Consider the following 25,780-nt stretch of genomic DNA (forward strand, 5'->3'; position numbering starts at 1 on the left):
TTCACCATACGGGCAAGGCTGAATTCGTAAAGATGCGGTGAAGGCCCCGGGGGTTATAGAATAGCGCCCCCTTTTGCCTGAGCCTTGGCGCTAACCTCGATGCTCTTCAAGAATGTCTCGATCGCCGGCCTGGCACACGTCGACGCGCCGCACACGCTGACGACCAAGGAAATCAACGAGCGGCTGCAGCCGACGTTGGACCGCCTGGGTATCCGCACCGACGTGCTCGGCGACATCGCCGGCATCCACGCCCGCCGCCTGTGGGATAACGGCGTGCTGGCGTCCGACGCTGCCACCATGGCGGGCCGCAAGGCGCTGGAAGACGCAGGCATCAATGCGACGCAGGTCGGCCTGCTGGTCAATACCTCGGTCAGCCGCGACTACCTGGAACCGTCCACCGCTTCCATCGTGTCGGGCAACCTCGGCGTCAGCGACGAGTGCATGACCTTCGACGTCGCCAATGCCTGCCTGGCCTTCATCAACGGCATGGATATCGCCGCGCGCATGATCGAGCGCGGTGATATCGACTACGCGTTGGTGGTGGACGGTGAGACCGCCAACCTGGTGTACGAGAAGACCCTGGAGCGCATGACCGCCCCGGACGTCACCGCCGACGACTTCCGCAACGAACTGGCCGCGCTGACCACCGGTTCGGGTGCCGCGGCGATGGTGATGGCGCGCTCGGAGCTGGTGCCGGACGCGCCGCGCTACAAGGGCGGCGTGACCCGTTCGGCCACCGAGTGGAACCAGCTGTGCCTGGGCAACCTGGACCGCATGGTCACCGACACCCGCCTGTTGCTGATCGAAGGCATCAAGCTGGCGCAGAAGACCTTCAGCGCCGCCAAGATCGCCCTGGGCTGGGCCGTGGAAGAGCTGGACCAGTTCGTGATCCACCAGGTCAGCCAGCCGCACACCGCCGCGTTCATCAAGAACTTCGGCATCGACCCGAAGAAGGTCATGACCATCTTCGGCGAGCACGGCAACATCGGCCCGGCCTCGGTGCCGATCGTGCTGAGCAAGCTCAAGCAGCTGGGCAAGCTGAAGAAGGGCGATCGCATCGCGCTTCTGGGCATCGGCTCGGGCCTGAACTGTTCGATGGCTGAAGTGGTCTGGTAAGCAGCCCGCTGCCTGACTCCCTGTAGAGCCGAGCCCACGCTCGGCTCACGCGCACAGCGCGGTTCTTCCGCGGCCTGACCGGAGAGCCGCCGAGCATGGCTCGGCGCTACACCGCGCCGCGATTCTTCCAAGGTGCTCCGCATGCGCGATCTTCCCGGTTACCCCGCCCACCCGCAGCGCTTCGAGGTCCGCCCCGGCCTGTCGATGAACTATCTCGACGAAGGCCCGCGCGACGGCGAGGTGGTGGTGATGGTGCACGGCAACCCGTCGTGGAGCTATTACTGGCGCACGCTGGTGGCAGGCCTGTCGGACACGTACCGCTGCATCGTGCCGGACCACATCGGCATGGGCCTGTCGGACAAGCCGGACGACAGCCGCTACGAGTACACGCTGCAGTCGCGCGTGGACGATCTTGATGCGCTGCTCAAGCACCTGGGCATCACCGGCCCGGTGACCCTGGCCGTGCACGACTGGGGCGGCATGATCGGCTTCGGATGGGCGCTGTCGCACCACGAGCAGGTGAAGCGCCTGGTGGTGCTCAACACCGCTGCCTTCCCGATGCCGGCGGCGAAGAAGATGCCGTGGCAGATCGCGCTGGGGCGCCACTGGAAGATCGGCGAGTGGATCATCCGCACCTTCAACGCCTTCTCGTCCGGTGCCTCGTGGCTGGGCGTGGAGCGGAAGATGCCGGCCGATGTGCGCCGCGCCTATGTGTCGCCGTACAACAGCTACGCCAACCGCATCAGCACCATCCGCTTCATGCAGGACATCCCGCTGTCGCCGGCCGACAAGGCGTGGTCGCTGCTGGAGCGTGCCGGCAAGGCGCTGCCGTCGTTCGCCGACCGCCCGGCCTTCCTCGGCTGGGGCCTGCGCGACTTCGTGTTCGACCATCATTTCCTGAAGGGCTTCCAGGCCGCGCTGCCGCGGGCCCAGGTGCATGCCTTCGAGGATGCCGGGCATTACGTGCTGGAAGACAAGCACGAGGTGCTGGTGCCGGAGATCCGCGCGTTCCTGGACAAGAACCCGCTGTAACCGGATGCGGGGTCGGATCCCTCTCGCAGAGAGGGCTCTGACCCCATCTGAGACGGAACCCTTCGGTAGCGCCGGGCCATGCCCGGCGTTGTCGTACATGGGGTCAGAGCCGTTTCCGTGCCGGAAACGGATCCGACCCCGCCGGTCACGCGGCGACCGGCGCCTGCGGCGGCGAAGACGGGCTGTTGCCGTTGTCGTCCGGATGGTCGTCGTCATTGTCCGCGTCATCGCGCCAGCGCCAGTCGGCCAGCGTCAACGGATCCAGGCCGTAGGCAATGCGCGCCTTGTCGCACTGCGGGCTGGCCTTGCCGTACTCCCACGATGCATCCACCTCGCGGCACACGCTGGGCCGGTTGGGGTGGATGGTGCAGCGTGAATACACGCCGATCTGCGCATCCAGCGCCACGCAGCGCACTGGCTTGGAATGGGTGCCGCGCATGCACAGGCGATGCGGGTCGAGCACCTCGGTCAGCTGGTGCGGTACGCCGCCGGGGGTGACCTCGTCCGATTCCATCCAGTGGAAGGCCACGCGGTACTGGGTGCAGCAGGCGCCGCAGGTCATGCAGGGATGTTGCATGGGCAAGCCGCCTCGGGCGGCAGTCGGAATCAGGAACGAGGGTGCGGATTTTCCACGAAGTGGGCCGCCGCGCAAGAAATTCCGTAAGCGGCGACAATGAACGGATGAACCGACCCTGCAATATTGCCGCCCGCTTGCCTGAACTGGCGCGTGAACGGCCCGACCAGATCGCCATCCGCTGCCCTGGCCGCCGTGGCGCCGGCAACGGCATGGCCGCTTACGACGTGACCCTGGACTACCGACAGCTGGACGCCCGCAGCGACGCCATGGCCGCTGGCCTGACCGGTTACGGGATCGGCCGTGGGGTGCGCACGGTGGTGATGGTGCGGCCGTCGCCAGAGTTCTTCCTGCTGATGTTTGCCCTGTTCAAGCTGGGCGCGGTGCCGGTGCTGGTCGACCCGGGCATCGACAAGCGCGCGCTGAAGCAGTGCCTGGACGAGGCGCAGCCAGAGGCCTTCATCGGCATTCCGCTGGCGCATGTGGCGCGGCTGGTGCTGCGCTGGGCACCGTCGGCGACCCGCCTGGTGACCGTCGGCCGCCGCCTCGGCTGGGGCGGGACCACGCTGGCCGCGCTGGAGCGCGCAGGTGCCAGCGGTGGGCCGATGCTGGCCGCCACTGACGGCGAGGACATGGCCGCGATCCTGTTCACCAGCGGCTCCACCGGCGTGCCCAAGGGCGTGGTCTACCGCCATCGCCACTTCGTCGGCCAGATCCAGCTGCTGGGCAGCGCCTTCGGCATGGAAGCGGGCGGGGTGGACCTGCCGACCTTCCCGCCGTTCGCCCTGTTCGATCCTGCGCTGGGCCTGACCTCGGTCATCCCGGACATGGACCCTACCCGGCCGGCGCAGGCCGACCCGGCGCGCCTGCACGACGCCATCCAGCGTTTCGGGGTGACCCAGCTGTTCGGCTCGCCGGCGCTGATGCGGGTGCTGGCGAAGCATGGTCAGCCGCTGCCGACGGTGACCCGGGTGACCTCGGCGGGTGCGCCGGTGCCGCCGGACGTGGTCGCCACCATCCGTAGCCTGCTGCCGGCCGACGCGCAGTTCTGGACGCCGTATGGCGCCACCGAGTGCCTGCCGGTGGCCGTGGTCGAAGGCCGTGAGCTGGAGCGTACGCGCGCCGCCACCGAGACCGGTGCCGGTACCTGCGTGGGCAATGTGGTTGAACCAAATGAAGTGCGCATCATCGCCATCGACGACGCGCCGCTGCCGGACTGGTCGCAGGCGCGCGTGTTGTCCACCGGCGAGGTGGGCGAGATCACCGTGGCCGGGCCGACCGCCACCGACAGTTACTTCAACCGCCCGCAGGCGACGGCGGCAGCGAAGATCCGCGAGACGCTGGCCGATGGCAGCACGCGCGTGGTCCATCGCATGGGTGACGTCGGTTACTTCGATGCGCAGGGCCGCCTGTGGTTCTGCGGACGCAAGACGCAGCGCGTGGAGACAGCGCGCGGACCGCTGTACACCGAACAGGTCGAGCCGGTGTTCAACACCGTCGCAGGCGTGGCGCGCACCGCGCTGGTCGGCGTCGGCGTGGCCGGTGCGCAGGTGCCGGTGCTGTGCGTGGAACTGCTGCGCGGCCAGTCCGACAGCCCGGCGCTTCAGGAAGCGCTGCGCGCGCAGGCCGCTGCACGGGTGCCCGAGGCCGGCCTGCAGCACTTCCTGGTGCATCCATCATTCCCCGTCGATATCCGTCACAACGCCAAGATCGGCCGCGAGAAGCTCGCCGTCTGGGCCAGCGCCGAACTGGAGAAGCGCGCATGAAGATCCTGGTCACCGGTGGTGGTGGTTTCCTTGGCCAGGCGCTGTGCCGCGGTCTGGTCGAGCGTGGCCACCAGGTGCTGGCGTTCAACCGCAGCCATTACCCGGAACTGCAGGCGATGGGCGTGGGCCAGATCCGTGGCGACCTGGCCGATGCGCAGGCGGTGCTGCACGCGGTGGCCGGCGTCGACGCGGTATTCCACAACGGTGCCAAGGCCGGCGCCTGGGGCAGCTATGACAGCTACCACCAGGCCAACGTGGTCGGCACCGACAATGTGATCGCCGCCTGCCGTGCGCATGGCATCAGCCGGCTGGTCTATACCTCCACGCCCAGCGTGACGCACCGTGCCACCCACCCGGTGGAAGGCCTCGGCGCCGACGAAGTGCCGTACGGCGAGGACTTCCAGGCCCCGTATGCGGCGACCAAGGCGATTGCCGAACAGCGCGTGCTGGCCGCCAATGACGCCGTGCTGGCCACGGTGGCGCTGCGCCCGCGCCTGATCTGGGGCCCGGGTGACCAGCAGCTGGTGCCACGCCTGGCCGAACGTGCACGGCAGGGCCGGCTGCGCCTGGTGGGCGATGGCAACAACAAGGTCGATACCACCTACATCGACAACGCCGCGCTCGCGCACTTCCTCGCTTTCGAGGCATTGGCGCCGGGTGCCGCGTGTGCGGGCAAGGCCTACTTCATTTCCAACGGCGAACCGCTGCCGATGCGCGAGCTGGTCAACAAGTTGCTGGCCGCTGTTGGTGCACCGACGGTGGACAAGGCGATCAGCTTCAAGACCGCTTATCGCATTGGCGCCATCTGCGAGCGCCTGTGGCCGCTGCTGCGCCTGCGCGGCGAACCGCCGTTGACCCGCTTCCTGGCCGAGCAGCTGTGCACGCCGCACTGGTACAGCATGGAACCGGCGCGCCGCGACTTCGGCTACGTGCCGCAGGTCAGCATCGAGGAAGGGCTGCGCAGGCTGAAGGCTTCATCTGCCGCATAGATCGCCATCACTGGTTGCACACCGCCAGATCGGGAGGATGGACCTACGCCATCCAACGGCCCGGACATCTGCGAGGAGCGCCATGCTGCATTACGCCGTCATATTTTTCGTCATCGCCATCATCGCCGCCGTGCTCGGCTTCTCCGGCATCGCTGGTGCTGCCAGCAACATCGCCTGGATCCTGTTCGTGATCTTCCTGGTGCTGGCGGTGATCTCGATGTTCCGCAAGCGCGGATAGCAGACCGCAGGGCAGGATCGGCCGCTGGCCGGCACTGTTCTTTCCGGTGGGTGCCGACCGTTGGTCGGCACCCACCACTGTAGAGTCGAGCCATGCTCGACTGCCTTTCATGAGTCGAGCATGGCTCGACTCTACAAGGCGCTGTGCAATCCGCGATCGGCCGCATGGCGCTCCAGCGCCAGCTCGATCAACCGCGTGATCAGGGTGGTGTAGTCCACGCCGCTGGCGCCCCAGAGCTTCGGATACATGCTGATGCGGGTGAAGCCCGGCAGCGTGTTGATCTCGTTGATGATGATCTCGCCATGGGCCGTGAGGAACACATCGACCCGCGCCATGCCCGCGCATTCCAGCGCCTGGTAGGCCTGCAGCGCGATCTGCTGGATGCGTGCCTGGGTAGCGGCATCGATGTCGGCCGGCACCACCACGTCAGCGCCATTGGCATTGATGTACTTGGTGTCGTAGGCGTAGAACTCGTCGTGCACCACCACCTCGCCGCATACGCTGGCCTGCGGCTGCTCATTGCCCAGCACCGCGCATTCGATCTCGCGGCCGACGATGGCCGATTCCACCAGCACCTTGTGGTCATGCCGCAGCGCCAGTTCCAGCGCATCGGCGAAGCCCGCGGCATCCTTGACCTTGCTCACGCCCACCGACGAACCCTGGTTGGCAGGCTTCACGAACAACGGCAGGCCGAGCTGGGCGATCACCGCATCGACATCGACCGCTGCGGCCTGATGACGGCGGATGCACAACCACGGTGCCACCCGCAGGCCGGCATCGCGCAGCAGGCGCTTGGCCACGTCCTTGTCCATCGCTGCGGCCGAACCCAGCACCGGTGAACCGACGAAGGGCAGGTTGACCATGCGCAGCAGGCCTTGCAGCGCACCGTCCTCGCCCAGTGGCCCGTGCACGATCGGCAGCACCACATCGATCTGGCCGAGCGCTGCGGCCGCATCGGAAGGGCGCAGCTGCGCCTGTTCGGCGCCGGGATGCACCGCCAGCGACGCGCCGGACCGATGCAGCGCGATGCGCGACGGATCATCGGCATTGATCAGGAACGTCTCCGGCTGGCTCAGGTGCCACTGGCCCTGCTTGTCGACGCCGACCAGCACCGGCTCGAAGCGCTCGCGGTCGAGCGCGTCGAGGATGTTCTTCGCCGACTGCAGTGAAACTTCGTGCTCGGAAGACTTGCCACCGAAGATGATGCCGACCCGGGTCCGTGCCATGGCGAATGCGATGTCCTGTGCGTTGCGTGGCCGTACAGCATGAACCTTCCGTTGCCGCCCAGGTGAGGCGCGGATGAACCAACCATCCATCCACGCATGGCGTGGATCTACCGTCCTCATGGCCCATCAACAGGGGTCAGAGCCCGTTGCGCAGCAACGGGATCCGACCCTACAGACGGCAGGAACCTGTCGAAGGCGGGGTGGGTCCGGTTGCGGGGGTGTCCGCGGCATGGATGCCGCGACCGAGCTTACAGGGACGTACTTGCAGCGGCCCCCGCAACCGGACCCACCCCGTCAACCCACGGAATGCCGGTTGTTGCTGTTGCTTCGGCTATTGCTGTTGCCGTTGCCTCTGCCGTTGCCTCTGCGGGTGCCGGGCGGCAGCCCGGCCCAAGCCCCCCACCCACGCAGGTAGAATGCGCACATGGCTCTCTCCCTGCTCAAGTCCCTCAAGCCGGTCGCTGGCCGCGCCCTGCAGATCGCCCTGAACCGCGCACTGGCGCTGGATCAGGATACCCGCCATGCATTGGTCAGCCTCGACGGCCGGCATATCGACCTGACCCTGGAAGCGCCTTCGCTGGCCATGCGCATCAGCGTCGACGGCGATGCACTGCGGGTCGGCCCGGTGGACGCGCAGGAGGCCGACCTGGCCGTGCGCAGCAGCCTGGCCGGCGTGCTCGCTCAACTGCCGCTGCTGGCCAACGCGCGGCGCGGTGACAACAACGGCAAGGGCCGTGTGCGCGTGGCCGGCGATGCCGAGCTGGCGCGTCGCCTGCAGCAGCTGGCCAAGGGCTTCGACCCGGACTGGCAGCAGCCCTTCGTCAGCGTGTTCGGCGAAGTGCTGGGCGTGCAGGTCGCCAACACCCTGCGCAGCGCCCTGCAGCATGCACGCCAGGGTGCCATCGACTTGGCCCACAGCGCTGCCGAGTTCATCACCGAGGAATCGCGCGACGTGGTGCCACGTGCGGAGCTGGATGCCTTCCACGACGACGTGGATGTGCTGCGCGATGACGTGGAGCGCCTTGGTGCACGCGTACAGCGGCTGCGGGGTGCCGCATGAAGGCCGTGCTGCGGGCAAGCCGCATTGGCCGGGTGATCCTGCGTTACCGTCTCGACGACCTGTTGCAGGGCACGCCGGCCGAGCGCTGGCTGCGCCTGGCCAAGCCGTTCGTGCCGCGCGCCTCGGCCAGTATCGCTTCGCAGTCGCGTGGCGCCCGCCTGCGTCTGGCGCTGCAGGACCTCGGCCCGATCTTCGTCAAGTTTGGCCAGATCCTGTCCACGCGCCGCGACCTGGTGCCGCCGGACGTGGCCAACGAGCTGACCCTGCTGCAGGACCGGGTCAAGCCGTTCGATGGCGAGACCGCGCGCCGCATCGTCGAGGACGCGCTCGGCCTGCCGGTCAGCGAAGCGTTCGCCAGCTTTGATACCGAACCACTGGCCTCGGCCTCGATCGCGCAGGTCCACGCGGCCACGCTGGCCGATGGCCGCCAGGTGGTGGTCAAGGTGCTGCGTCCGGGCATCGAGAAGCAGATCGACGCCGACATTGCGCTGCTCAACTCGCTGGCCGCGCTGGTCGAGCGCACCCACCCACGCGCCGACAAGATCCGCCCGCGCGAAGTGGTGGCCGAAGTCGAGAACACCCTGGCCGCCGAACTGGACCTGCAGCGCGAGGGCGCCAATGCCAGCGTGCTGCGCCGTTTCTGGGAGAACAGCGACGACCTGTACGTGCCGGAAGTGATCTGGAGCCACACCGCCGAGCGCGCACTGACGCTGGAGCGGGTGTGGGGCATTCCGTCCGACGACATCGCCGCGCTGGACAAGGCCGGCATCGACCGAAAGGCGCTGGCCGCCAAGGGTGTGCGGGTGTTCTACACCCAGGTGTTCCGCGACAACTTCTTCCATGCCGATGCACACGCCGGCAACATCTGGGTCGACACCGATCCGGCGCGCCGAGCCAATCCGCGCTTCATCGCACTGGACTTCGGCATCATGGGCCAGCTCTCGCAGGAAGATCAGTACTACCTGGCCGAGAACTTCATGGCCATCTTCAACCGGGATTACCGTCGCATCGCCGAACTGCACGTGCAGGCACGCTGGATGCCCGACCACGTACGCATCGACGATCTGGAAGCGGCGGTGCGCTCGGTATGCGAGCCGTACTTCACCCGGCCGCTGTCGCAGATTTCGCTGGCCGAAGTGCTGATGAAGCTGTTCCGCGTGGCGCAGCGTTACCAGCTGACGTTGCAGCCGCAGCTGATCCTGCTGCAGAAGACCCTGCTGAACATCGAGGGCGTCGGCCGCCAGCTGGACCCGCAGATCGATATCTGGGCGGTGGCCAAGCCGGTACTGGCGAAGATCCTGCGCGAGCGCTACAGCCCGCGCCGGGTGGTACGCGAGATCGGCAAGCGCCTGCCGGAGATCATGACCCACGCGCCGGACATGCCGCGCCTGGTGCACGCCTGGTTGACCCAGCAGGTGGAGGGCCGCCACGAACTGGCGATGCGTTCGCGCGACCTGGTTGCGCTCGATGCCAGTCTGCAGCGCCTGCAGAAGCGCGCGGTGGGTGCGATCACCGGTGTCGGCCTGCTCGCCATTGCCGCGCTGATGTATGTGCTGCAGCCGCCGGGCTGGTACTGGGGCGACCTGCCGATGTGGAGCTGGCTGTCCGGTGTGGTAGGTGTCGTTGCGCTGGCACGCGCGTGGTGGCGCTGACCCCAGCAGATTGAAGATCGGCGGCAATGTGCGCCGCCGATCGACCACAGGCTTACCAGTGGTAGCCCAGGCCCAGGTGCGACTGCACGCTCTGGAAGCTGTCCAGGCGCGTCTTGTGCCAGGTCTTGCCGACACCCACGTCCAGCACCAGGTGCTCACCCAACGGCTGGCTGCGGCGCAGGAAGGCACGCCGTGCGTCGTGCTCGCGCAGCAGCAGCGGATCGGACTCGGCGGTGTAGCCGGACGTACCGCTGCCCAGCCACAGCTGGGTCGAGCCACGGCCTTGCGCATCCTTCAGTCGCAGCGACAGTGTGGTGCCATGCCCATCCGGTCCATTGGACTGGCGGTGCCGCTCGTGGCGCAGTGAGGTGGTCACGCGCGGGAAGTAATGCGAGGCACCCACCGACCACCCGCTCACGTAGGCGCCGGCATGGTACTGGGCGTATTTGCCGCCCACGCTCAGTACGGTCTGCGGTGCCACTTTCCACAGGATGTCCTGGTTCACCTGGCGGTTGACGAACACGGGATCATCGTTGGATGCCGTGACGGCAGTGCGGGTGGACAGGCGCGGGCTCCAGCGATGGTGCAGCGAGCCCTGCACGCGGTTGCCGCTGAATCGCCTGCTGCCGTAGTCACGCTCGCCATGGGCCAGCCCGAGGTGCCAGCGGCTGTCGCCATTGCGGCCGGCCACGTCCACGGTCTGTACGTCACGCTTGCCGAAGCCATCGCTGTAGTCGGCATGGTCCAGCTGCACCGTGACACGGTCGACGCCGGCGTGGGCGCTGGAAACAGCCAGCAGCAGGGCGCACGGCAGTGCGCTACGGATGATCAATCGCATGGGGTTACTCCAGGGGTTGGGAATGCAGTGACTGCAGCAGCCGGTAGCGGCCGGGCGGCAGGTTTCGTTCCACGGTGATACGTGGGCCGAACTGGCTCCCCGGCGCGACGATGCGACCGGGCAGGATGATCACGCCGACACCCAGCGCGGCACCTTCACCGATCCAGGCACCGAGCTTCTCGCGTTGGCTGTCGATGGCGGTGCCTTCGATGTGCACGCTGACGGCGGCGCCATCGAGGCGGTGGTTGCTGGTGCGCACCAGAGCGCCGAGATAGACCCGGTCATCGATACGACTGTCGGCGATGAAGCATTGCGGACCGACGCTGACCTGGCTGCCCAACCGCGCGTTCTTCAGTTCACTGGCAAAGCCGATGCGCGTGCCGTCACCGATGCACAGCGGGCCGCGCAGCAGCGCGTTGTTGCCGATCAGGCAGTCGCGGCCGATCGACACAGGACCCTGGACATGGGCGCCGTCGCAGATGCGACTGCCGGCACCGATCCGTACGGCCCCCTGCAGGGTGGCCCGTGGCGAGACCCGTGCGCTGGGGTCAGTGCGGGGCGCCAGTGTCGACAGCGCCTCTGCCATGGCGTCGAGGTCATTCCACCACATGCGGGTACCTCGTCGGTTTGTCGCGCACCGGCTCACGGCCGGTGAAAAGTCCCGCCAGGCCGTGCAGCAGCCAGATCGCGTAGGCGAGCAGTACATACAGCATCGAGAAGGCCGCCGCCGGCACCAGCCACGCGCGTCGGTGGTGGACGGCGCTGATCACTGCCAGCAGCATGACGATGCCGACCCAGAACAGGGGCATCACCGACAGTACAAGGCCACCGGGTCCGTGCAGCCGGGCCGCGCCGAACCATACCTGCAGCGACAGGACGATGCCGGCCAGGGCGAGCAGCATCATCGGCAGGATGCTGAAAAGGCCGAAGCGGGTCAGCAACAGGCGCCGATGCAGGCGCATGCATACCGCATAGCCGACGATCCAGCGTCGCCATCGCCGCCACTCCTCCACCAGCGTGTTGCATTCCTGCGGGTAGACCACGCAGCGGACGCTCTGGCGAACCCGATAGCCCTGCGCAACCAGTGACCAGGACATGTCCAGGTCTTCCACGCAGGTGCGATCGGAAAACCCGACCTTGCGCAGCACCGAAGTGCGGAACAGGCCACACGAACCGGAGACGATGAACGGTGCGCCGCCCAGCCATTGCTGGAAGCTGCGCTTGATCACGATCATCGGCAGTTTCAGGCTGGCGCGCACATGGGGGAGGAAGCCGGCACCTTGCAGACTGGAAGAAGGGATGCCGCCAACTGCATCGGCGCCGCGTTCGATCTCGTCCAGCAGATGGCCCAGGCCATGGCTGCGTGGATCGATATAGGTATCTGCATCGGTCAGGAACACCTGCTTGGCGGTCGCGTGCTGCAGCCCGTGCATCAGTGCACCGCCCTTGCCGGTGTTGGCCTGGTGCACGGCCACCAGACGCCCGGGCCAGCGTACCTGCAGCGCATCAAGCACTTGGGCCGTGTTGTCGGTGGAACCATCGTTGACGCAGATCACCCGCGCCACGTAGGGGTTTTCCAACAGGCTGGCCAGCGAGCGCTCCAGGCACGGGGCTTCGTTGTAGGCCGGCACGATCGCGTCGATGCTGTACAGGCGGGTGCTGGGCCGGCGCGAGACCTGCACGCAGATGCGCACCAGGATGAAGGCGCACATGGCCAGGAACAACAGTGTCTTCATCACAGCACCAACCGGTATGGCAGGAAACCCTCGCTGGGCCCGATGCCGATCTGCTGACCACGGAACTGCGCATGGCAGCGGAGGTGGCTTTCCTGCATGTAATGGCGATCGCCCTGGCTGGCATGCTCGCGCAGCGCGTGGATCTTCAGCTCCAGCTGCGCGCTGATGTCCTCGAACACCTGTGGCGCGAACTGCGGCAGGGTGCTGGGGCTCTCATAACAGAGGATCTGCGGAATGTGGCGGCAGGCGATGATCGACGCTTCGTGGACGGTGCGATGGTCCTGGTGATGATCCTCGCCACACATCGTGTAGACGCGGCCTGGTCCGATCACGGCGCAGGCCTGTTCGATCGACGCGATGATGTCGTTGCGGCAGGCGGGGAATCGCGTGTCGGGGAAATCCTTCTGGATCACCTCGGCCACCCCGAGTCGGCGCAGCGCGCGATGCGATTCCTCGCTGCGATCGATGCCGGCGTGGCAGCCGCGGCCGCCGCGGCTGAGTACCAGTGCATGGATGCGTGAGCCGGCGCGGGCGAGCTTTGCCAGGCTGCCACCGCAACCGAGTTCGATGTCATCTGGATGGGCGCCGATTGCCAGAATGTTCAATGTCATGGCTGTGTCCTAGCGGAAGCCGGGTTCGCGGCGGCCAGGCATGCTGCCCCCGCGTGAAGGAGGCGGGAACTATCTCAGCGTGAAAATGCAGCGGCTCTAGGATTAGTACGAAATTCGGGATTCGGGTAAGAATGGACGCTGCCTCATGGCGAGCTCAGTGGGAAAATGGCTCTGGAACTGTCGGAACTGAAGAATGAACTGGCCCGGCTTGGTGCCGAAAACGACGCCCGTGAAGTCGAACGCGGCCGCCGCATGCTCAACATCACACCGGATACGGGCGAATTCCTGGCGGTGCTGGTGCGTTTCGGCGCAGCGCGGCGGGTGCTGGAGGTCGGCACCTCCAACGGCTATTCCACGCTGTGGCTGGCTGAGGCCGCCGCCGCCATCGACGGCCACGTGACCACGCTGGAGTTCGCCGGGGACAAGGTGGCGATGGCACGTGCGAACTTTGCACGCAGCGGTCTGGGCGAGCACATCACGCTGGTGCACGGCGATGCCGGGCAGTGGTTGGCTCAGGCCGGTGAGGACAGCATCGATCTGCTGTTCCTCGATTCGGACCGCGGGCAGTACGCCGGCTGGTGGCCGCAGCTGCGTCGCGTGCTGCGCCCGGGCGGCCTGCTGGTGGTGGACAACGCCACCTCGCACGCGGAAGAGATGGAACCGCTGCGGACGCTGCTGGAGTCTGACGCGGACTTCAGCACCAGCCTGGTGCCGGTGGGCAACGGTGAACTGCTGGCCGTGCGCAACGCCTGATTGCCGTGCCGCCCCGCATCGGGGTCAGAACCCTTTTCCGAAGGAAAAGGGTTCTGACCCCGATCTGCGATAATCCCGCGGTGAGCACCGAACCCGAGACCCTCGCCGCGGTCGAGACCGACACCGCGCCCCTGCAGCTGCTGCACCTGGATGAACGCCTGGCCGTGGTCAACAAGCCTGCCGGGCTGATGGTCCACGACAGCAAGCTGGCCCGTGGCGAAGACGATTTCCTGGCCGACCGCCTGCGCGAGCAGCTGGGCCGCCCGATCTTCCTGGTCCACCGGCTGGACCGGGCCACCAGTGGCTGCCTGCTGCTGGCCTTCGACCGCGATACCGCCAGTGCGTTGGGCAAGGCCCTGATGGGCGGCGAGGTGTTGAAGGACTACCTGACCGTCTGCCGCGGCTGGCCGGCCGAACTGTCCTGGCGGGTCGACCACGACCTCGACGGTGGCCCGGGCAAGCCGGTGAAGAAGCCGGCGATCACCGATTTCCAGCGCCTGGCCACCGGCGAGCTGCCGGTGCCGGTTGGCGAGTTCACCAGCTCACGGTACGCGCTGCTGCGCTGCCAGCCACAGACCGGGCGCTTCCGGCAGATCCGCCGGCACCTCAAGCACCTGTCACATCACATGATCGGCGACACCAGCCACGGTGATGGCCGCCACAACCGCATCTTCCGCATGCAGGGCGTGCACCGCATGCTGCTGCACGCCGAGCGCCTGCGTTTCCCGCATCCTGATGGTGGCGTGGTCGATGTACGTGCGCCGCTGGACCATGGGTTCCAGAAGGCGCTGGACCTGTTCGGCTGGCACCAGGACCTGTAGAGCCGAGCCCACGCTCGGCTGCGCTTCACGGCACTGCGCGCCGCCGCCCGAGCATGGGCTCGGGCGCTACGGAAATCCCGGTCACTTCTTTTCCGGCTCGTTGACGATCGCTTCCAGGTCCTTCTGCAGGTCTGCGAACAGCGGCTGCATGCGCGCCTGGATCGCTACCATCACGTTCTGCATCAGCGCCGGGGTCTTGTCCAGCAGGCTCTGGCCGGCCGCGCTCTCATAGAACTCGGCCATCGCCAGCACGTCTTCCTTGCTGAAGGTTTTCTTGTACAGGTCCACGTACATCGGCCGCAGCTGCTGCCACGACAGGGCCTGGCGCAGGGTCTGGCTGGTCCGTGCCTGGATCCGCTTGAGCTGTTCCTGCTGCTGGGCGTTGAGCTGGCGCTGCGCGGCCACCTGCTGGAACTGCTGCTGCTGCATCGCCTCGATCTGCGGCAGCATGGTGTCGATCATGCTCTGCGCGCGCGAGGCCGAGAGCAGGCGGTTGATGTCGCCGTCGGTCGGCGGTGCGGCCAGGGCCGGGACACTGGCCACGGCCAGCGCCAGCAACAGGGCAGCGCGGCGCAGCAGGGATGGCAGGGCGGATGCGGAGCGGGTCATGCGAAGCTTCCTGCGGTACATGGGATGGCCAGCATACCCGCAGCCAAGGCGAAGGCGGCGTGTTCGGTACCTGATCGGCGGCATACGGCGCGCGATGCGCACTCCGACACGTGGCTGCCGCTACAATGCGCGGATGGGCAGTGGACCGGTCACCATCAGCGCGCAGCTTGAAATCCCCGACGGCGAGATCGTCGAGCGGTTCGTGCGCGCCAGCGGTGCCGGTGGCCAGAACGTCAACAAGGTCTCCACCGCGGTGGAACTGCGTTTCGATGTGGCCAACTCGCCCTCGTTGCCCGACCCGTTGCGCGAGCGCCTGCTGGCGCGGCGTGACCGGCGCATGACCGGCGAAGGCGTGCTGGTCATCGACGCGCAACGTTTCCGCACCCAGGATCGCAATCGCGAGGATGCGCGCGAGCGGCTGGCGGCCTTCATCCAGGCCGGGCTGAGCGTGCCCAAACCGCGCAAGGCCACCAAGCCGACCCTCGGGTCGAAACTGCGTCGTCTGGACGCCAAACGCGGGCGCGCGCAGATCAAGCGCGGGCGCTCATCACGTGACTGGGAGTGATTGCTTGAACAAGCCGACTTCGTTGCTGCCGGCCGTGCCGCCGCAGATGCCACAGGTCAAACCCAACGCCTTCCTGCGCTGGCTGGCGCGCTGCACCCTGCGCATGGGCGGCTGGAAGGTGACCGGCACCCTGCCTGACATCCCGCGGCTGGTGTTCATCATCGCCCCGCACTCCTCCAACTGGGACGGCCTGTGGGGCATGGCGGCCAAGATCGCGCTGGGCATGAAGGTGAAGGTGCTGGGCAAGGCCTCGTTGTTCTGGTGGCCGCTGGGGCCGCTGCTGCACAAGCTGGGCGTGATCCCGCTGGATCGCAGCTCGCCGCAGGGCACGGTCGGGCAGGCGGTGGATCTGCTGCGCAACAACGAGAAGATGTGGTTCGCCATCACGCCCGAGGGCACCCGCAAGGCGGTGAAGGACTGGAAGGCCGGCTTCCTGAAGATCGCCCGGATGGCCGACGTACCGATCCTGGCCGCGTATTTCCACTATCCGGAAAAGACCATCGGCATCGGCCCGCTGTTCACGCCCAGCGGCGATGACGCCGCCGACATGGCCGCCATCCGCGAGTTCTACCGGCCGTGGATCGGCAAGACCCGCGGCACGGTCTGAGCCGGCCACAGGCCGCCGCATAGACGCCACGTCCGGCACATGCCGGGCGAGCGCGACAGGAGTAGGGTGGAGGGCTGGTATTCCATACCGTCTGCCCAAGGAGCGTTTTACATGTCGCGTACCGTAGTCCTGGCCGCCGCCATCAGCCTGGCGCTGGCGGCCTGTTCCGGCAAGGAGTCCACCCCCGTGTCCGATGCCCAGAAAGCCCCGGCCCAGCAGCCGGCCGAAGCCTCCACCAATCCGCTGCTGAGCGCCAGCACGCTGCCGTTCCAGGCGCCGCAGTTCGACAAGATCAAGGACAGCGACTACCTGCCGGCCTTCGAGGAAGGCATGCGCCAGCACCTGGCCGACGTGCGCAAGATCGCCGACAGCAGTGAGCCGGCCACCTTCGACAACACCATCGTGGCGATGGAGCGCAGCGGCGAGACGCTGACCCGCGTGTCGCGCATCTTCTTCGGCCTGGTCCAGGCCGATACCAACGACGCGCGCCAGAAGATCCAGGAAGAAGTGGCGCCGAAGCTGGCTGCGCACCAGGACGAGATCAATCTCGACCCGAAGCTGTTCGCTCGCGTGAAGTCGATCTATGACCAGCGCGACACGCTGGAAATGGATCCGGTGCAGAAGCGCCTGGTAGAGCATTACTACGACGGCCTGGTGCGTGCGGGTGCGCAGCTGTCCGACGCCGACAAGGCCTCGCTGCGCAAGCTCAACGTGGAAGAGACCACCCTCTCCACCCAGTTCCACACCCGTCTGGTGGCGGCCACCGCCGCTGCGGCCGTGGTTATCGACGACAAGGCAAAGCTGGCCGGCCTGGACGAGGACGCGATCAACAATGCTGCGGCCGCCGCCAAGGACCGCAAGCTGGATGGCAAGTTCCTGCTGCCGCTGCAGAACACCACCCAACAGCCGGTGCTCGGCTCGCTGAGCGATCGCGACCAGCGCGCCGCTGTGCTGAAGGCCTCGGAAACCCGCGCCGAGCGCGGCGATGCCAACGACACCCGGCAGACCGTGCAGCGCCTGGCCCAGCTGCGTGCGCAGAAGGCCAAGCTGCTTGGCTTCGACACCTTCGCCGACTACCAGCTGGGCGACCAGATGGCCAAGACCCCGGCCGCCGCGCTGAAGCTGCTGACCGACACCGTGCCGGCCGCCACTGCCAAGGCCCGTGCCGAAGCCGGCGAGATCCAGAAGGTGATCGACGCGCAGAAGGGCGGCTTCCAGGTCGCCGCCTCGGACTGGGACTTCTACGCCGAGCAGGTGCGCAAGGCCAAGTACGATCTGGACGAGTCGCAGCTCAAGCCGTACTTCGAACTGGACAACGTGCTGCAGAACGGCGTCTTCTACGCCGCCACCCAACTGTACGGCATCACCTTCAAGCCGCGCACCGACATTCCGACCTACAACCCGGACATGAAGGTGTACGAAGTGTTCGACAAGGACGGCACCTCGCTGGCCCTGTTCTACACCGACTACTTCAAGCGTGACAGCAAGTCCGGTGGCGCCTGGATGGACGTGTTCGTCGAGCAGGACGGCCTGACCGGTGCCAAGCCGGTGGTCTACAACGTCTGCAACTTCACCAAGCCGGCCGCCGGCCAGCCTGCGCTGATCAGCTTCGATGACGTCACCACGATGTTCCATGAGTTCGGCCACGCACTGCATGGCATGTTCTCGAACGTGAAGTACCCGTCGATCGCCGGCACCGCCACCTCGCGCGACTTCGTCGAGTTCCCGTCGCAGTTCAACGAGCACTGGGCACTGGACCCGAAGGTGTTCGCCAACTACGCCAAGCACTACAAGACCGGCGAGGCGATGCCGCAGGAACTGGTCGACAAGATCCTCAAGGCACGCAGCTTCAACCAGGGCTATGCGACCACCGAGTACCTGTCGGCCGCACTGCTGGACCTGGCCTGGCACACGCAGAAGGCCGACGCGCCGCTGCAGGATGTCGGTGCCTTTGAAGCCAGCGCGCTGAAGAAGTTCAAGGTCGATCTGCCGCAGGTGCCGCCGCGTTACCGCACCACCTACTTCGACCACATCTGGGGTGGCGGTTACTCGGCCGGCTACTACGCCTACTTCTGGGCCGAAGTGCTGGATCATGACGCCTACCAGTGGTTCACCGAACACGGTGGCCTGACGGCGGCCAACGGCCAGGAATTCCGCGACAAGATCCTCTCGCGCGGCAACAGCGTGGAGCTGTCGACCCTGTACCGCGATTTCCGCGGCAAGGACCCGTCGGTGGAACCGCTGCTGAAGTTCCGCGGGCTGAAGTAAGAAACAAAAAACGGCGGGGGAAACCCCGCCGTTTTTCTTTCTGTAGAGCCGAGCCCGTGCTCGGCTGATGTTTCCTGGAAAGGCAGCCGAGCATGGGCTCGGCTCTACAAAGGCGGAAAAGCCAGTCGAGCATGGCTCGACGCTACACCAGCGGTTTACGTCCCCACGTGCACCCGATTGGCCTGCTCGGCCAGCCCCAGGTGATCCAGCGCGATGTCCAGCGCCAGCACATAGCTCTGCGCGCCATACCCTGCAGCAATGCCCAGTCGATGGCCGACACCAGCCGGCAGGCACGGCTCGGCCACCGCGCCGTCGTCATGCACTTCCACGTACGCGTTGTGCAGATAGGGCAGCAGACGCTGCAGGCGCAGGCTGTTGGCGCACGCGCCCGGATCGAGCAGCGTCACCTCGCCGCGGCTGTGGTCGGCCACGCGCAGTGCATCCAGCAGTTCCTGTTCCGAACCACAGGCACGGATCGCCACGCTGGTGCCGGCGTCGATCGCACGATGCACCAGCGACTTCAGCACCGGCGCCGGCAGCGGCATGGCGGTACGGATCAACGCACCGGCGGCTTCCGGGCCACGGATGATGAAGATCGACATGGCTCAGCCCTCCTGCGCCAGGCGGCGACCGACAATGGCCAGCGACAGCGGATAGCCGGCCTGCTGGCTGCGCTGGTCGATCACCACTGCGGCGGGGCCATGCTGCAGGCGCAGGCGCGCATCCAGGCCAAGCTCGCTGGGCGACTGCAGCTCGATGTACTGCGCCGGCAGACGTTCCAGCGCCGCCTGCAACGCACCGCCCTCGGCCTGCCATTGCGCTTCGTCGGCCACGCCGACATCCAGCAGCACCCAGTCGGCCGAACGCGCCTGCGGCTGGCACAGGCACTGGCGTACTTCGGACAGGCTGGCGCAATCGCTGCACAGCACGCGATGGCCGGCCAGCTGCGCCGGCAGCTGCGGACGCGGCGCCGACGAAGACGCGTGGCGGATCACCAGGAGGGTCATACAACACCTTGCGGAATGCGCCCTGCGGCGCGGTGGGCACACGATGCGCGCGGCGGCCGTAAAGGTGCGATGCCCTTGGCCGGCCCCGCGCGTAAAACCTGCGTAACCCTTCCTGTAGAGCCGAGCCCACGCTCGGCTGACGCAAACCGACGCTCGACAAGCAGCCGAGCGTAGGCTCGGCTCTACAGGATCGTGGCGCGGGAACCTCTCCCGCCCGCCTGTGGTCTGATGCAGCTACCACCCACCCGGAGCCTGCCATGGATGCTGTTGCCCGCCCTCCCTTTTCCGAACGCGCGCTGGCCTGGCTGAAGAAGGAGGCGTTGCCGCTGCTGGTGATGCTCGGCCTGCTCGCCGCTGCCCGCGATACCCTGGCCAACCACTACGTGGTGCCCAGCGGCTCGATGCAGCCGACCCTGCAACCGGGCGACCGGGTGGTGGTGGACATGCGCGCCTACGGCCTGCGCCTGCCGTTCACCAACAAGGAACTGCTGGCGACCGGTACCCCGCAGCGCGGCGAAGTGGCGGTGTTTGATTCGCCGGCCGATGGCACCCGGTTGATCAAGCGCGTGGCGGCGGTGGCGGGGGACCACGTGCACATGCGCGAGGGACACCTGAGCATCAACGGCCAGCCGCTGCAGATCGCTGACCTGCAGGACGTGGAAGCCTTCGGTGAACGTCGTGCCCGCCTGGACCTGGACATGGGCGGTGGTCCGGACATCGCCGATCTGGTGGTGCCAGCCGGCAAGGTGCTGGTGCTGGGAGACCACCGTGGCAACAGTTTCGATGGCCGCTTCTTCGGTTTCGTCGATGCGGACAAGGTCTACGGCCGGGCGGTGGCGGTGTACTACCGCCGGGGCGACGGCTTCGAGTGGCAGCGCCTGTAAGCTGAATCGATAGGTCAGACGTATCAATCCTGACCTATCAGGTTATGGATCGACTGGATGGTCGGGCCTAGTCTAGGCCCGTTCCCTCCCACGTCCGGCCGTCCCCCAGCGGCCCATCGATCCCATGACTGGCGAAACCGCAGCGGCCGTCGAACACCGCCCCCACACTGTCGATTCCAGCGCCGAGACCCGCATCCAGCAGGGCACGCCGGCCTTCCGCCGCACTGCGCTGGCGCTGTTCCTGGCCGGCTTTTCCACCTTCGGCCTGCTGTACACGGTGCAGCCGCTGCTGCCCGAGTTCAGCCGCCACTTCGGCGTTTCTGCTGCCGGCAGCGCGATGTCGCTGTCGCTGACCACCGGCACGCTGGCGGTGGCCATGCTGCTGGCCGGCCTGCTGTCCGACGCGGTCGGCCGTCGCCCGTTGATGATCGCTGCGCTGCTGGCCTCGGCCATGCTGTCGCTGAGCACCGCGCTGGTGGACGACTGGACCACGTTGCTGGTGCTGCGCACCCTGCTCGGCCTGGCGCTGAGCGGCGTACCGGCGGTGGCGATGACCTACCTGGTCGAGGAAATGGACAGCCGCGCGCTGGGCCTGGCGATGGGCCTGTACATCGGCGGCAACGCCATCGGTGGCATGAGCGGGCGCCTGCTGGCCGGCATCATCGCCGACCACTGGGGCTGGCGCTGGGGTATCGGCGTGGTCTCGATCATCGCCATCGCCAGCACCGCGCTGCTGTGGCTGCAGCTGCCCCCGTCGCGCCATTTCCACGCGCGTCGCGATGGCCTGCGCCAGTTGCCGTCGCGCTGGCGCATGCTGTTCGCCGACCCGGGCCTGCCGTGGCTGTTCGCCACCTCGTTCGTGCTGATGGGCGTGTTCGTCACCCTCTACAACTACCTGGGCTACCACCTGCTGGCGCCGCCGTACCACCTCAGCCAGACCGTGGTCGGCCTGATCTTCAGCGTGTACCTGGTGGGCACCTTCAGTTCGGCGTGGATGGGCCAGCAGGCCACGCGGTACGGGCGCGGCCGCATCCTGTCGATCTCGTTCGCGCTGATCGGCGCCGGCATCGCGCTGCTGGCATTGCCATGGCTGAGCACGATGGCACTGGGCATCGCGCTGGTGACGTTCGGCTTCTTCGGTGGTCACTCGGTGGCCAGCAGCTGGGTTGGCAGCCGTGCCGGTGCGATGCGCGCGGAAGCCTCGGCGCTGTATCTGTTTGCCTATTACCTGGGTTCGAGTGTGCTCGGTGGTTTAGGCGGCCTGGCTTATGCGGCGTGGGACTGGCTGGGTGTGTGCCTGTTCGCCGCCGTGCTGACCCTGATCGGCGGTGGCATTGTCTGGGCGCTGCAGCAGCGCGCCCCGCAGCCGGTCACTGCCTGATCCTGTGGAGTTGCGCTTGCCTTGGTAGAGTCGACTGTCAGTCGACTGCTCTTCCATCAGACCGCAAAAGCCCCGCGCTGCGCGCGATAGTCGACTAACAGTCGACTCTACCGGCGAACGCCCCGCGCAGCAGCGTGGCGAAGTTGCGGATCAACGGCGTTACCCGTTCGCGATGCCAGGCCAGCTGCACCTCCGAATGCGCACCGGCATCGGCCAGCGCTACGAAGCGCGCCCCTTCCACGCGGATGTGATCGCACGAGGAGGGCAGGATGGCCGCACCCAGCCCGGCGGCGGCCAGGCTGATCAGCGTCGAGGCTTCGCCTGCCTCCTGCACGATGCGCGGCGTGAATCCGGCAGCCGCGCACAACGCGATCATGTGGTCATGGATGCCCGCGCCGGCACTGCGCCGGAACGCCACGAACGGCTCCTGCGCGAAGTCGCGCAGCGACAGCGTTCCCTGTTTCGAGAGCCGATGAAGGGCAGGGTGGTCTGCATGCACGATCAACGCCAGCGGATCAACAAACAGGCTGTGTGCCACCAGTTCCGGGGGCAGTGCGCGCTTGCGGATGATGCCCACGTCCAGTGAACCGTCGAGCAGCGCGTCGATCTGCTGCAGCGTGTTCATCTCGCTCAGCTGCAACCGTACCTGCGGATACTGCTGGCGGTAATGCAGGATCGAACGTGGAATCTGCGGCGACAGCGGCGTGGCCCGGGTCAGGCCGATATGCAGTTCACCCTGCTCACCGCGCTGCGCACGCTGCACCTCGTCCACGGCCATTTCCACCTGCTGCACGATGGCGCGTGCACGTTCCTGCAGCAGTTCGCCCGCAGGCGTCAGCTGCACGCGGCGATGGCTGCGCACGAACAGGCGCGCGCCGATGAGGTCTTCCAGCTGGCGGATCTGCTGGCTGAGCGGCGGCTGCGACATGCCCAGCCGCTCGGCCGCCTGGCCGAAGTGCAGCGTATCGGCGACGGCAAGGAAGTAACGCAGATGGCGGAGTTCGATGGACATGGGGCCAGTCTAGCCAGACCGACACCGTGCCTGGCGTCTTCTTCGATCGTTTTTCCGCCAGTCGAGCATGGCTCGACTCTACAAATACCCATTTCGATCATTGTTTACGTGTCGACCAAGGTCGACACCCACCAACAGCGCTAGCGATCTGTCGAAGGCGGGGTGGGTCCGGTTGCGGGGGTGTCCGCGGCATGGATGCCGCGGCCAAGCCCCCATGGATGGGTTTACGGCGTCCCCCGCAACCGGACCCACCCCGCCATCTCACAGATAACCGGTTTTTGCTGTTGCTTCGGCTTCGGCAGGTGCAGGGCGCAGCCCTGCCGAACACCTCTCACCGCTCGGAATGCCCGCTCTGGTCGTAATCGCGCGGGCTGAACAACTCCGGCTGGATCAGCTCGATGAATGCCCGCGCCTGCGCCGACAACGCTCTGCCGCGCCGCACGATCACCCCGTAACTGCGTTCCGGGAACCAGCGCTTCATCGACCGCGCTGCCAGCCGCTCATGGTCGGCCTCGTTCAGGCACAGCGTCGGCACGATGGAAATGCCCATGCCCATCGCCACGTACTGCTTGATCACCTCCCAGCCGCCCACCTCCAGCGCCACGGTGTAGGCGATGCGGTGGCGCTGGAAGACCTGGTCGACCAGCCGGTAGGTGATCTGCCGCTTCGGCGGCAGCACCAGGGGGTAGCGCGCAATGTCGGCCAGCTCCAGCTCGCCGCCACTGGCCAGCGGATGATCGTGCGGCGCGATCAGCACCTGCTCGAAGCGGTAGGCCGGGGCGTAGCTGAGATCGGCCGGCACGTCGGTCATCGAGCCGATCGCCAGGTCGGCGGCATCCTCGCGCAGCAGGTCGGTGCCGTCGGCGCTGATCGCGTTGTGCAGGGTCAGGCGCACGTCCGGGTGATGCAGGCGGAAGCGCTCCACGATCTTCGGCAGCAGGTACAGGATGGTGGAACTGTTGGCGGCGATGTTCAGCTCGCCCGCGTCCAGGCCGCGCACCTTGTCGCGGAAGCGCGCCTCCAGCCCGTCCAGGTTCTCCACCAGCGGCTGTGCCATTTCGTACAGCAGCTGGCCCTCACGGCTGGGCACCAGGCGCCGCCCGCTGCGCTCGAACAGCGGCACGCCCAACTCCCGTTCCAGCGCCTGCAGCTGCAGGCTGATGGCCGGCTGGCTGACGAACAGTGCCTCAGCAGCCCGTGAGACCGAACCCAGGCGCACCGTCTGGCAGAACGCGCGCAGCGGCTTCAACCGGTCGGATTTGTAGGAAAAACGCGGACTTGGCGAGGGGCGCGTGGTCATGGCGTCATAAGTATTAGCACAATTTATGTAGAACATTGCAAAAACTGTTTTGCCAAATACTCGGCCCCGGCCGCACCGTGGAGACGTTCCCCCACCGCTGGAGTCGCCTCATGTCCGCCGTCGCTTCCGCTGTTCCCACCCCTGCCAGCAAGGCTACCCCCGGCATCGCCCTGGCGACCCGCGTGGCCGGCCAGGACACCATGCTGCCGGCGCCGCTGCTGGCCCTGCTGGTGTCGCTGCACCGTGCGGTGGAACCGGGCCGGCAGGCACGGCTGCTGGCCCGCCGCGAGCGCCAGGCGTTCTTCGACCAGGGCGGCCTGCCGGATTTCCGCGAAGACACTGCCGCCATCCGCAGCGGCGACTGGACCGTTGCGCCGCTGCCGGCCGCGCTGCAGGACCGCCGCGTCGAGATCACCGGCCCGACCGACCCGAAGATGGTCATCAACGCGCTGAACTCGGGCGCCAAGGTGTTCATGGCCGACTTCGAGGATTCGACCTCGCCGACCTGGCGCAACCTGCTGGCCGGGCAGCAGTCGCTGGCGGCGGCGGTGCGCGGTGATCTGGAATACACCGCACCCAATGGCAAGCACTACCGCCTGCGCCCCTACGACGAGCAGGCGGTGCTGATCGTGCGCCCACGTGGCTGGCACCTGGACGAAAAGCACGTAGCCATCGACGGCCAGCCGCTGGCCGGTGGCCTGTTCGACGCGGCCGTCTTCGCCTTCCACAACGCCCGCACCCTGCAGGGCAAGGACCGCGGCCCGTACTTCTACCTGCCCAAGCTGCAGAGCATGGAAGAGGCTGCACTGTGGGAGACCGCGCTGTCGCACATCGAAGGCATGCTCGGCCTGCCGCACGGTCAGATCAAGGTGACCGTGCTGATCGAAACGCTGCCGGCGGTGTTCGAGATGGACGAGATCCTGCACGCGCTGCGTGACCGCATCGTCGGCCTGAACTGCGGGCGCTGGGATTACATCTTCTCCTACCTGAAGACCTTCCGCCACCACGCCGACCGCGTGCTGCCCGAGCGCGGCCAGGTGACCATGACCCAGCCGTTCCTGAAGGCCTATTCGGAGCTGCTGATCCAGACCTGCCATCGCCGCGGTGCGCATGCGATGGGTGGCATGGCCGCGCAGATCCCGATCAACAACGATGCCGCCGCCAATGAGCAGGCGATGGCCCGCGTGCGCGCCGACAAGCTGCGCGAGGTCACAGCCGGCCACGACGGCACCTGGGTCGCGCACCCGGCGCTGATCCCGGTGGCGATGGCAATCTTCGACGAACACATGCCCGGCCCGAACCAGCACAGCGTGCTGCGCCAGGACGTGCGCGTCGGTCGCGATGAGCTGATCGCAAGGCCGCCGGGCACCATCACCCGCGCCGGCTTCGAAGGCAACGTGGAAGTCTGCGTGCGCTACCTGGCGGCGTGGCTGGATGGCAACGGCTGCGTGCCGATCCACCACTTGATGGAGGACGCGGCCACCGCCGAGATCAGCCGCAGCCAGCTGTGGCAGTGGCTGCACACGCCGGGCCAGCAGCTGGACGATGGCACCGCGATCGACCTGGCCCTGCTCGACGCCACGCTGGCACAGCTGCCGGCGCGGCTGGGCGACGCCGGCGCGCTGCCCGGTGGCGCACGCATCGGCGAAGCCATCGCGCTGCTGGCCGAACTGAGCCGCAGCAACGAACTGACCGATTTCCTGACCCTGCCGGCCTACGCGCGCATCGACTGACC

General features: G+C 67.1%; 26 protein-coding genes. 15 read left to right on the forward strand and 11 right to left on the reverse strand.

The window, feature by feature from the left end; genetic code table 11:
* Nucleotides 1-99: 99 nt before the first annotated feature.
* On the forward strand, nucleotides 100-1,116 hold the full coding sequence (locus tag ACZK0Z_RS01265) for a 3-oxoacyl-ACP synthase III (protein ID WP_049429808.1): 1,017 nt from the start codon (nucleotides 100-102) through the stop codon (nucleotides 1,114-1,116).
* Nucleotides 1,117-1,257: 141 nt separating this feature from the next.
* Entirely contained in the window at nucleotides 1,258-2,148 is an 891-nt protein-coding gene (locus ACZK0Z_RS01270) for an alpha/beta fold hydrolase (RefSeq protein ID WP_049429807.1), read from the forward strand.
* Between the two features lie 145 nt (nucleotides 2,149-2,293).
* Here ACZK0Z_RS01270 and ACZK0Z_RS01275 read toward each other — a convergent pair whose 3' ends face one another.
* A complete protein-coding gene (locus ACZK0Z_RS01275) occupies nucleotides 2,294-2,725 on the reverse strand; it encodes a YkgJ family cysteine cluster protein (protein ID WP_029380125.1) in 432 nt (143 codons plus the stop codon).
* Between the two features lie 104 nt (nucleotides 2,726-2,829).
* Here ACZK0Z_RS01275 and oleC point away from each other — a divergent pair, with 104 nt between their 5' ends.
* The 3 genes from oleC to ACZK0Z_RS01290 all read left to right on the forward strand — a co-directional run bounded on the left by oleC (nucleotide 2,830) and on the right by ACZK0Z_RS01290 (nucleotide 5,715).
* The gene (gene oleC, locus ACZK0Z_RS01280) at nucleotides 2,830-4,488 is read left to right on the forward strand and encodes an olefin beta-lactone synthetase (RefSeq protein WP_049429806.1); all 1,659 of its coding nucleotides are present in this window, start codon (nucleotides 2,830-2,832) and stop codon (nucleotides 4,486-4,488) included.
* A complete protein-coding gene (gene oleD, locus ACZK0Z_RS01285; RefSeq protein ID WP_049429805.1) occupies nucleotides 4,485-5,477 on the forward strand; it encodes a 2-alkyl-3-oxoalkanoate reductase in 993 nt (330 codons plus the stop codon). Before oleC ends, oleD begins: the two co-directional genes overlap by 4 nt.
* An 82-nt stretch (nucleotides 5,478-5,559) precedes the next feature.
* Entirely contained in the window at nucleotides 5,560-5,715 is a 156-nt protein-coding gene (locus ACZK0Z_RS01290) for a DUF1328 domain-containing protein (RefSeq protein ID WP_049429804.1), read from the forward strand.
* Nucleotides 5,716-5,846: 131 nt separating this feature from the next.
* On the opposite strand, the gene ddlA is transcribed toward ACZK0Z_RS01290, so the two are convergent.
* A complete protein-coding gene (gene ddlA / locus ACZK0Z_RS01295) occupies nucleotides 5,847-6,941 on the reverse strand; it encodes a D-alanine--D-alanine ligase (RefSeq protein WP_336339713.1) in 1,095 nt (364 codons plus the stop codon).
* A 424-nt stretch (nucleotides 6,942-7,365) separates the two neighbouring features.
* Here ddlA and ACZK0Z_RS01300 point away from each other — a divergent pair, with 424 nt between their 5' ends.
* Together ACZK0Z_RS01300 and ubiB are read left to right on the forward strand one after the other, a co-directional pair.
* Nucleotides 7,366-8,001 (forward strand): SCP2 sterol-binding domain-containing protein, encoded by a 636-nt coding sequence (locus ACZK0Z_RS01300; protein WP_197633712.1) that lies wholly within the window; start codon nucleotides 7,366-7,368, stop codon nucleotides 7,999-8,001.
* A complete protein-coding gene (ubiB, locus tag ACZK0Z_RS01305; protein WP_197633711.1) occupies nucleotides 7,998-9,653 on the forward strand; it encodes a ubiquinone biosynthesis regulatory protein kinase UbiB in 1,656 nt (551 codons plus the stop codon). The genes ACZK0Z_RS01300 and ubiB overlap by 4 nt, the downstream gene beginning before the upstream one ends.
* Nucleotides 9,654-9,705: 52 nt before the next feature.
* On the opposite strand, the gene ACZK0Z_RS01310 is transcribed toward ubiB, so the two are convergent.
* From ACZK0Z_RS01310 to ACZK0Z_RS01325, 4 genes are read right to left on the reverse strand one after another with little or no spacing between them, the layout of a single operon-like run.
* Nucleotides 9,706-10,491, reverse strand: a complete 786-nt coding sequence (locus ACZK0Z_RS01310) for a YaiO family outer membrane beta-barrel protein (protein WP_049429800.1) — start codon at nucleotides 10,489-10,491, stop codon at nucleotides 9,706-9,708.
* A 4-nt stretch (nucleotides 10,492-10,495) separates the two neighbouring features.
* Nucleotides 10,496-11,101, reverse strand: coding sequence for an LbetaH domain-containing protein (locus tag ACZK0Z_RS01315; protein WP_049429799.1), 606 nt, complete (start codon nucleotides 11,099-11,101; stop codon nucleotides 10,496-10,498).
* Nucleotides 11,088-12,227 (reverse strand): glycosyltransferase family 2 protein, encoded by a 1,140-nt coding sequence (locus tag ACZK0Z_RS01320; protein ID WP_049429798.1) that lies wholly within the window; start codon nucleotides 12,225-12,227, stop codon nucleotides 11,088-11,090. The genes ACZK0Z_RS01315 and ACZK0Z_RS01320 overlap by 14 nt, the downstream gene beginning before the upstream one ends.
* Entirely contained in the window at nucleotides 12,227-12,838 is a 612-nt protein-coding gene (locus tag ACZK0Z_RS01325) for a PIG-L family deacetylase (RefSeq protein ID WP_197633709.1), read from the reverse strand. The genes ACZK0Z_RS01320 and ACZK0Z_RS01325 overlap by 1 nt, the downstream gene beginning before the upstream one ends.
* 165 nt (nucleotides 12,839-13,003) lie before the next feature.
* On the opposite strand from ACZK0Z_RS01325, the gene ACZK0Z_RS01330 reads away from it, so the two are divergent.
* Both ACZK0Z_RS01330 and ACZK0Z_RS01335 read left to right on the forward strand, forming a co-directional pair.
* The gene (locus ACZK0Z_RS01330; protein WP_197633708.1) at nucleotides 13,004-13,591 is read left to right on the forward strand and encodes an O-methyltransferase; all 588 of its coding nucleotides are present in this window, start codon (nucleotides 13,004-13,006) and stop codon (nucleotides 13,589-13,591) included.
* A gap of 80 nt (nucleotides 13,592-13,671) precedes the next feature.
* Nucleotides 13,672-14,412 carry a pseudouridine synthase gene (locus ACZK0Z_RS01335; RefSeq protein WP_111204838.1) on the forward strand — a complete coding sequence of 247 codons (741 nt, stop codon included), beginning with the start codon at nucleotides 13,672-13,674 and terminating at the stop codon, nucleotides 14,410-14,412.
* Between the two features lie 81 nt (nucleotides 14,413-14,493).
* Here ACZK0Z_RS01335 and ACZK0Z_RS01340 read toward each other — a convergent pair whose 3' ends face one another.
* Nucleotides 14,494-15,021 (reverse strand): DUF2059 domain-containing protein, encoded by a 528-nt coding sequence (locus tag ACZK0Z_RS01340; RefSeq protein WP_197633707.1) that lies wholly within the window; start codon nucleotides 15,019-15,021, stop codon nucleotides 14,494-14,496.
* Between the two features lie 133 nt (nucleotides 15,022-15,154).
* Between ACZK0Z_RS01340 and arfB the strand changes: the two genes are divergently transcribed.
* From arfB to dcp, 3 genes are all read left to right on the forward strand, one after another.
* Nucleotides 15,155-15,586 (forward strand): alternative ribosome rescue aminoacyl-tRNA hydrolase ArfB, encoded by a 432-nt coding sequence (gene arfB, locus ACZK0Z_RS01345; protein ID WP_049429794.1) that lies wholly within the window; start codon nucleotides 15,155-15,157, stop codon nucleotides 15,584-15,586.
* Between the two features lie 46 nt (nucleotides 15,587-15,632).
* Entirely contained in the window at nucleotides 15,633-16,193 is a 561-nt protein-coding gene (locus tag ACZK0Z_RS01350; RefSeq protein WP_226053502.1) for a lysophospholipid acyltransferase family protein, read from the forward strand.
* A gap of 111 nt (nucleotides 16,194-16,304) precedes the next feature.
* A complete protein-coding gene (gene dcp, locus ACZK0Z_RS01355; protein ID WP_197633706.1) occupies nucleotides 16,305-18,461 on the forward strand; it encodes a peptidyl-dipeptidase Dcp in 2,157 nt (718 codons plus the stop codon).
* A 155-nt stretch (nucleotides 18,462-18,616) separates the two neighbouring features.
* Here dcp and ACZK0Z_RS01360 read toward each other — a convergent pair whose 3' ends face one another.
* A complete protein-coding gene (locus ACZK0Z_RS01360; RefSeq protein WP_049429791.1) occupies nucleotides 18,617-19,063 on the reverse strand; it encodes a hypothetical protein in 447 nt (148 codons plus the stop codon).
* 3 nt (nucleotides 19,064-19,066) lie between these two features.
* A complete protein-coding gene (locus tag ACZK0Z_RS01365) occupies nucleotides 19,067-19,468 on the reverse strand; it encodes a hypothetical protein (RefSeq protein WP_049429790.1) in 402 nt (133 codons plus the stop codon).
* A 257-nt stretch (nucleotides 19,469-19,725) separates the two neighbouring features.
* Between ACZK0Z_RS01365 and lepB the strand changes: the two genes are divergently transcribed.
* Both lepB and ACZK0Z_RS01375 read left to right on the forward strand, forming a co-directional pair.
* The gene (gene lepB / locus ACZK0Z_RS01370; RefSeq protein ID WP_049429789.1) at nucleotides 19,726-20,352 is read left to right on the forward strand and encodes a signal peptidase I; all 627 of its coding nucleotides are present in this window, start codon (nucleotides 19,726-19,728) and stop codon (nucleotides 20,350-20,352) included.
* Between the two features lie 124 nt (nucleotides 20,353-20,476).
* A complete protein-coding gene (locus tag ACZK0Z_RS01375; protein WP_197633705.1) occupies nucleotides 20,477-21,733 on the forward strand; it encodes an MFS transporter in 1,257 nt (418 codons plus the stop codon).
* Between the two features lie 94 nt (nucleotides 21,734-21,827).
* On the opposite strand, the gene ACZK0Z_RS01380 is transcribed toward ACZK0Z_RS01375, so the two are convergent.
* Together ACZK0Z_RS01380 and ACZK0Z_RS01385 are read right to left on the reverse strand one after the other, a co-directional pair.
* Entirely contained in the window at nucleotides 21,828-22,745 is a 918-nt protein-coding gene (locus tag ACZK0Z_RS01380) for a LysR substrate-binding domain-containing protein (RefSeq protein WP_197633704.1), read from the reverse strand.
* Nucleotides 22,746-23,076: 331 nt separating this feature from the next.
* Nucleotides 23,077-24,045, reverse strand: coding sequence for a LysR family transcriptional regulator (locus tag ACZK0Z_RS01385; RefSeq protein WP_336339712.1), 969 nt, complete (start codon nucleotides 24,043-24,045; stop codon nucleotides 23,077-23,079).
* A gap of 110 nt (nucleotides 24,046-24,155) precedes the next feature.
* On the opposite strand from ACZK0Z_RS01385, the gene aceB reads away from it, so the two are divergent.
* The gene (gene aceB, locus ACZK0Z_RS01390; RefSeq protein ID WP_197633633.1) at nucleotides 24,156-25,778 is read left to right on the forward strand and encodes a malate synthase A; all 1,623 of its coding nucleotides are present in this window, start codon (nucleotides 24,156-24,158) and stop codon (nucleotides 25,776-25,778) included.
* Nucleotides 25,779-25,780 lie beyond the last annotated feature (2 nt).

It is taken from the genome of Stenotrophomonas sp. 116085_Sma (assembly GCF_056479585.1).

What these genes read in the sequence shown, in the direction of transcription:
- ACZK0Z_RS01350 (WP_226053502.1), top strand. Translation starts at nt 15,633, where the DNA reads ATGCCACAGGTCAAACCCAACGCCTTCCTGCGCTGGCTGGCGCGCTGC.
- ACZK0Z_RS01385 (WP_336339712.1), bottom strand. Translation starts at nt 24,045, where the DNA reads ATGACCACGCGCCCCTCGCCAAGTCCGCGTTTTTCCTACAAATCCGAC.
- ACZK0Z_RS01300 (WP_197633712.1), top strand. Translation starts at nt 7,366, where the DNA reads ATGGCTCTCTCCCTGCTCAAGTCCCTCAAGCCGGTCGCTGGCCGCGCC.
- ACZK0Z_RS01325 (WP_197633709.1), bottom strand. Translation starts at nt 12,838, where the DNA reads ATGACATTGAACATTCTGGCAATCGGCGCCCATCCAGATGACATCGAA.
- ACZK0Z_RS01270 (WP_049429807.1), top strand. Translation starts at nt 1,258, where the DNA reads ATGCGCGATCTTCCCGGTTACCCCGCCCACCCGCAGCGCTTCGAGGTC.
- ddlA (WP_336339713.1), bottom strand. Translation starts at nt 6,941, where the DNA reads ATGGCACGGACCCGGGTCGGCATCATCTTCGGTGGCAAGTCTTCCGAG.
- ACZK0Z_RS01330 (WP_197633708.1), top strand. Translation starts at nt 13,004, where the DNA reads ATGGCTCTGGAACTGTCGGAACTGAAGAATGAACTGGCCCGGCTTGGT.
- oleD (WP_049429805.1), top strand. Translation starts at nt 4,485, where the DNA reads ATGAAGATCCTGGTCACCGGTGGTGGTGGTTTCCTTGGCCAGGCGCTG.
- ACZK0Z_RS01375 (WP_197633705.1), top strand. Translation starts at nt 20,477, where the DNA reads ATGACTGGCGAAACCGCAGCGGCCGTCGAACACCGCCCCCACACTGTC.
- ACZK0Z_RS01365 (WP_049429790.1), bottom strand. Translation starts at nt 19,468, where the DNA reads ATGACCCTCCTGGTGATCCGCCACGCGTCTTCGTCGGCGCCGCGTCCG.
- ACZK0Z_RS01320 (WP_049429798.1), bottom strand. Translation starts at nt 12,227, where the DNA reads ATGAAGACACTGTTGTTCCTGGCCATGTGCGCCTTCATCCTGGTGCGC.
- ACZK0Z_RS01290 (WP_049429804.1), top strand. Translation starts at nt 5,560, where the DNA reads ATGCTGCATTACGCCGTCATATTTTTCGTCATCGCCATCATCGCCGCC.
- ACZK0Z_RS01340 (WP_197633707.1), bottom strand. Translation starts at nt 15,021, where the DNA reads ATGACCCGCTCCGCATCCGCCCTGCCATCCCTGCTGCGCCGCGCTGCC.
- ACZK0Z_RS01315 (WP_049429799.1), bottom strand. Translation starts at nt 11,101, where the DNA reads ATGTGGTGGAATGACCTCGACGCCATGGCAGAGGCGCTGTCGACACTG.
- ubiB (WP_197633711.1), top strand. Translation starts at nt 7,998, where the DNA reads ATGAAGGCCGTGCTGCGGGCAAGCCGCATTGGCCGGGTGATCCTGCGT.
- dcp (WP_197633706.1), top strand. Translation starts at nt 16,305, where the DNA reads ATGTCGCGTACCGTAGTCCTGGCCGCCGCCATCAGCCTGGCGCTGGCG.
- lepB (WP_049429789.1), top strand. Translation starts at nt 19,726, where the DNA reads ATGGATGCTGTTGCCCGCCCTCCCTTTTCCGAACGCGCGCTGGCCTGG.
- ACZK0Z_RS01380 (WP_197633704.1), bottom strand. Translation starts at nt 22,745, where the DNA reads ATGTCCATCGAACTCCGCCATCTGCGTTACTTCCTTGCCGTCGCCGAT.
- ACZK0Z_RS01275 (WP_029380125.1), bottom strand. Translation starts at nt 2,725, where the DNA reads ATGCAACATCCCTGCATGACCTGCGGCGCCTGCTGCACCCAGTACCGC.
- arfB (WP_049429794.1), top strand. Translation starts at nt 15,155, where the DNA reads ATGGGCAGTGGACCGGTCACCATCAGCGCGCAGCTTGAAATCCCCGAC.
- ACZK0Z_RS01310 (WP_049429800.1), bottom strand. Translation starts at nt 10,491, where the DNA reads ATGCGATTGATCATCCGTAGCGCACTGCCGTGCGCCCTGCTGCTGGCT.
- aceB (WP_197633633.1), top strand. Translation starts at nt 24,156, where the DNA reads ATGTCCGCCGTCGCTTCCGCTGTTCCCACCCCTGCCAGCAAGGCTACC.
- oleC (WP_049429806.1), top strand. Translation starts at nt 2,830, where the DNA reads ATGAACCGACCCTGCAATATTGCCGCCCGCTTGCCTGAACTGGCGCGT.
- ACZK0Z_RS01360 (WP_049429791.1), bottom strand. Translation starts at nt 19,063, where the DNA reads ATGTCGATCTTCATCATCCGTGGCCCGGAAGCCGCCGGTGCGTTGATC.
- ACZK0Z_RS01265 (WP_049429808.1), top strand. Translation starts at nt 100, where the DNA reads ATGCTCTTCAAGAATGTCTCGATCGCCGGCCTGGCACACGTCGACGCG.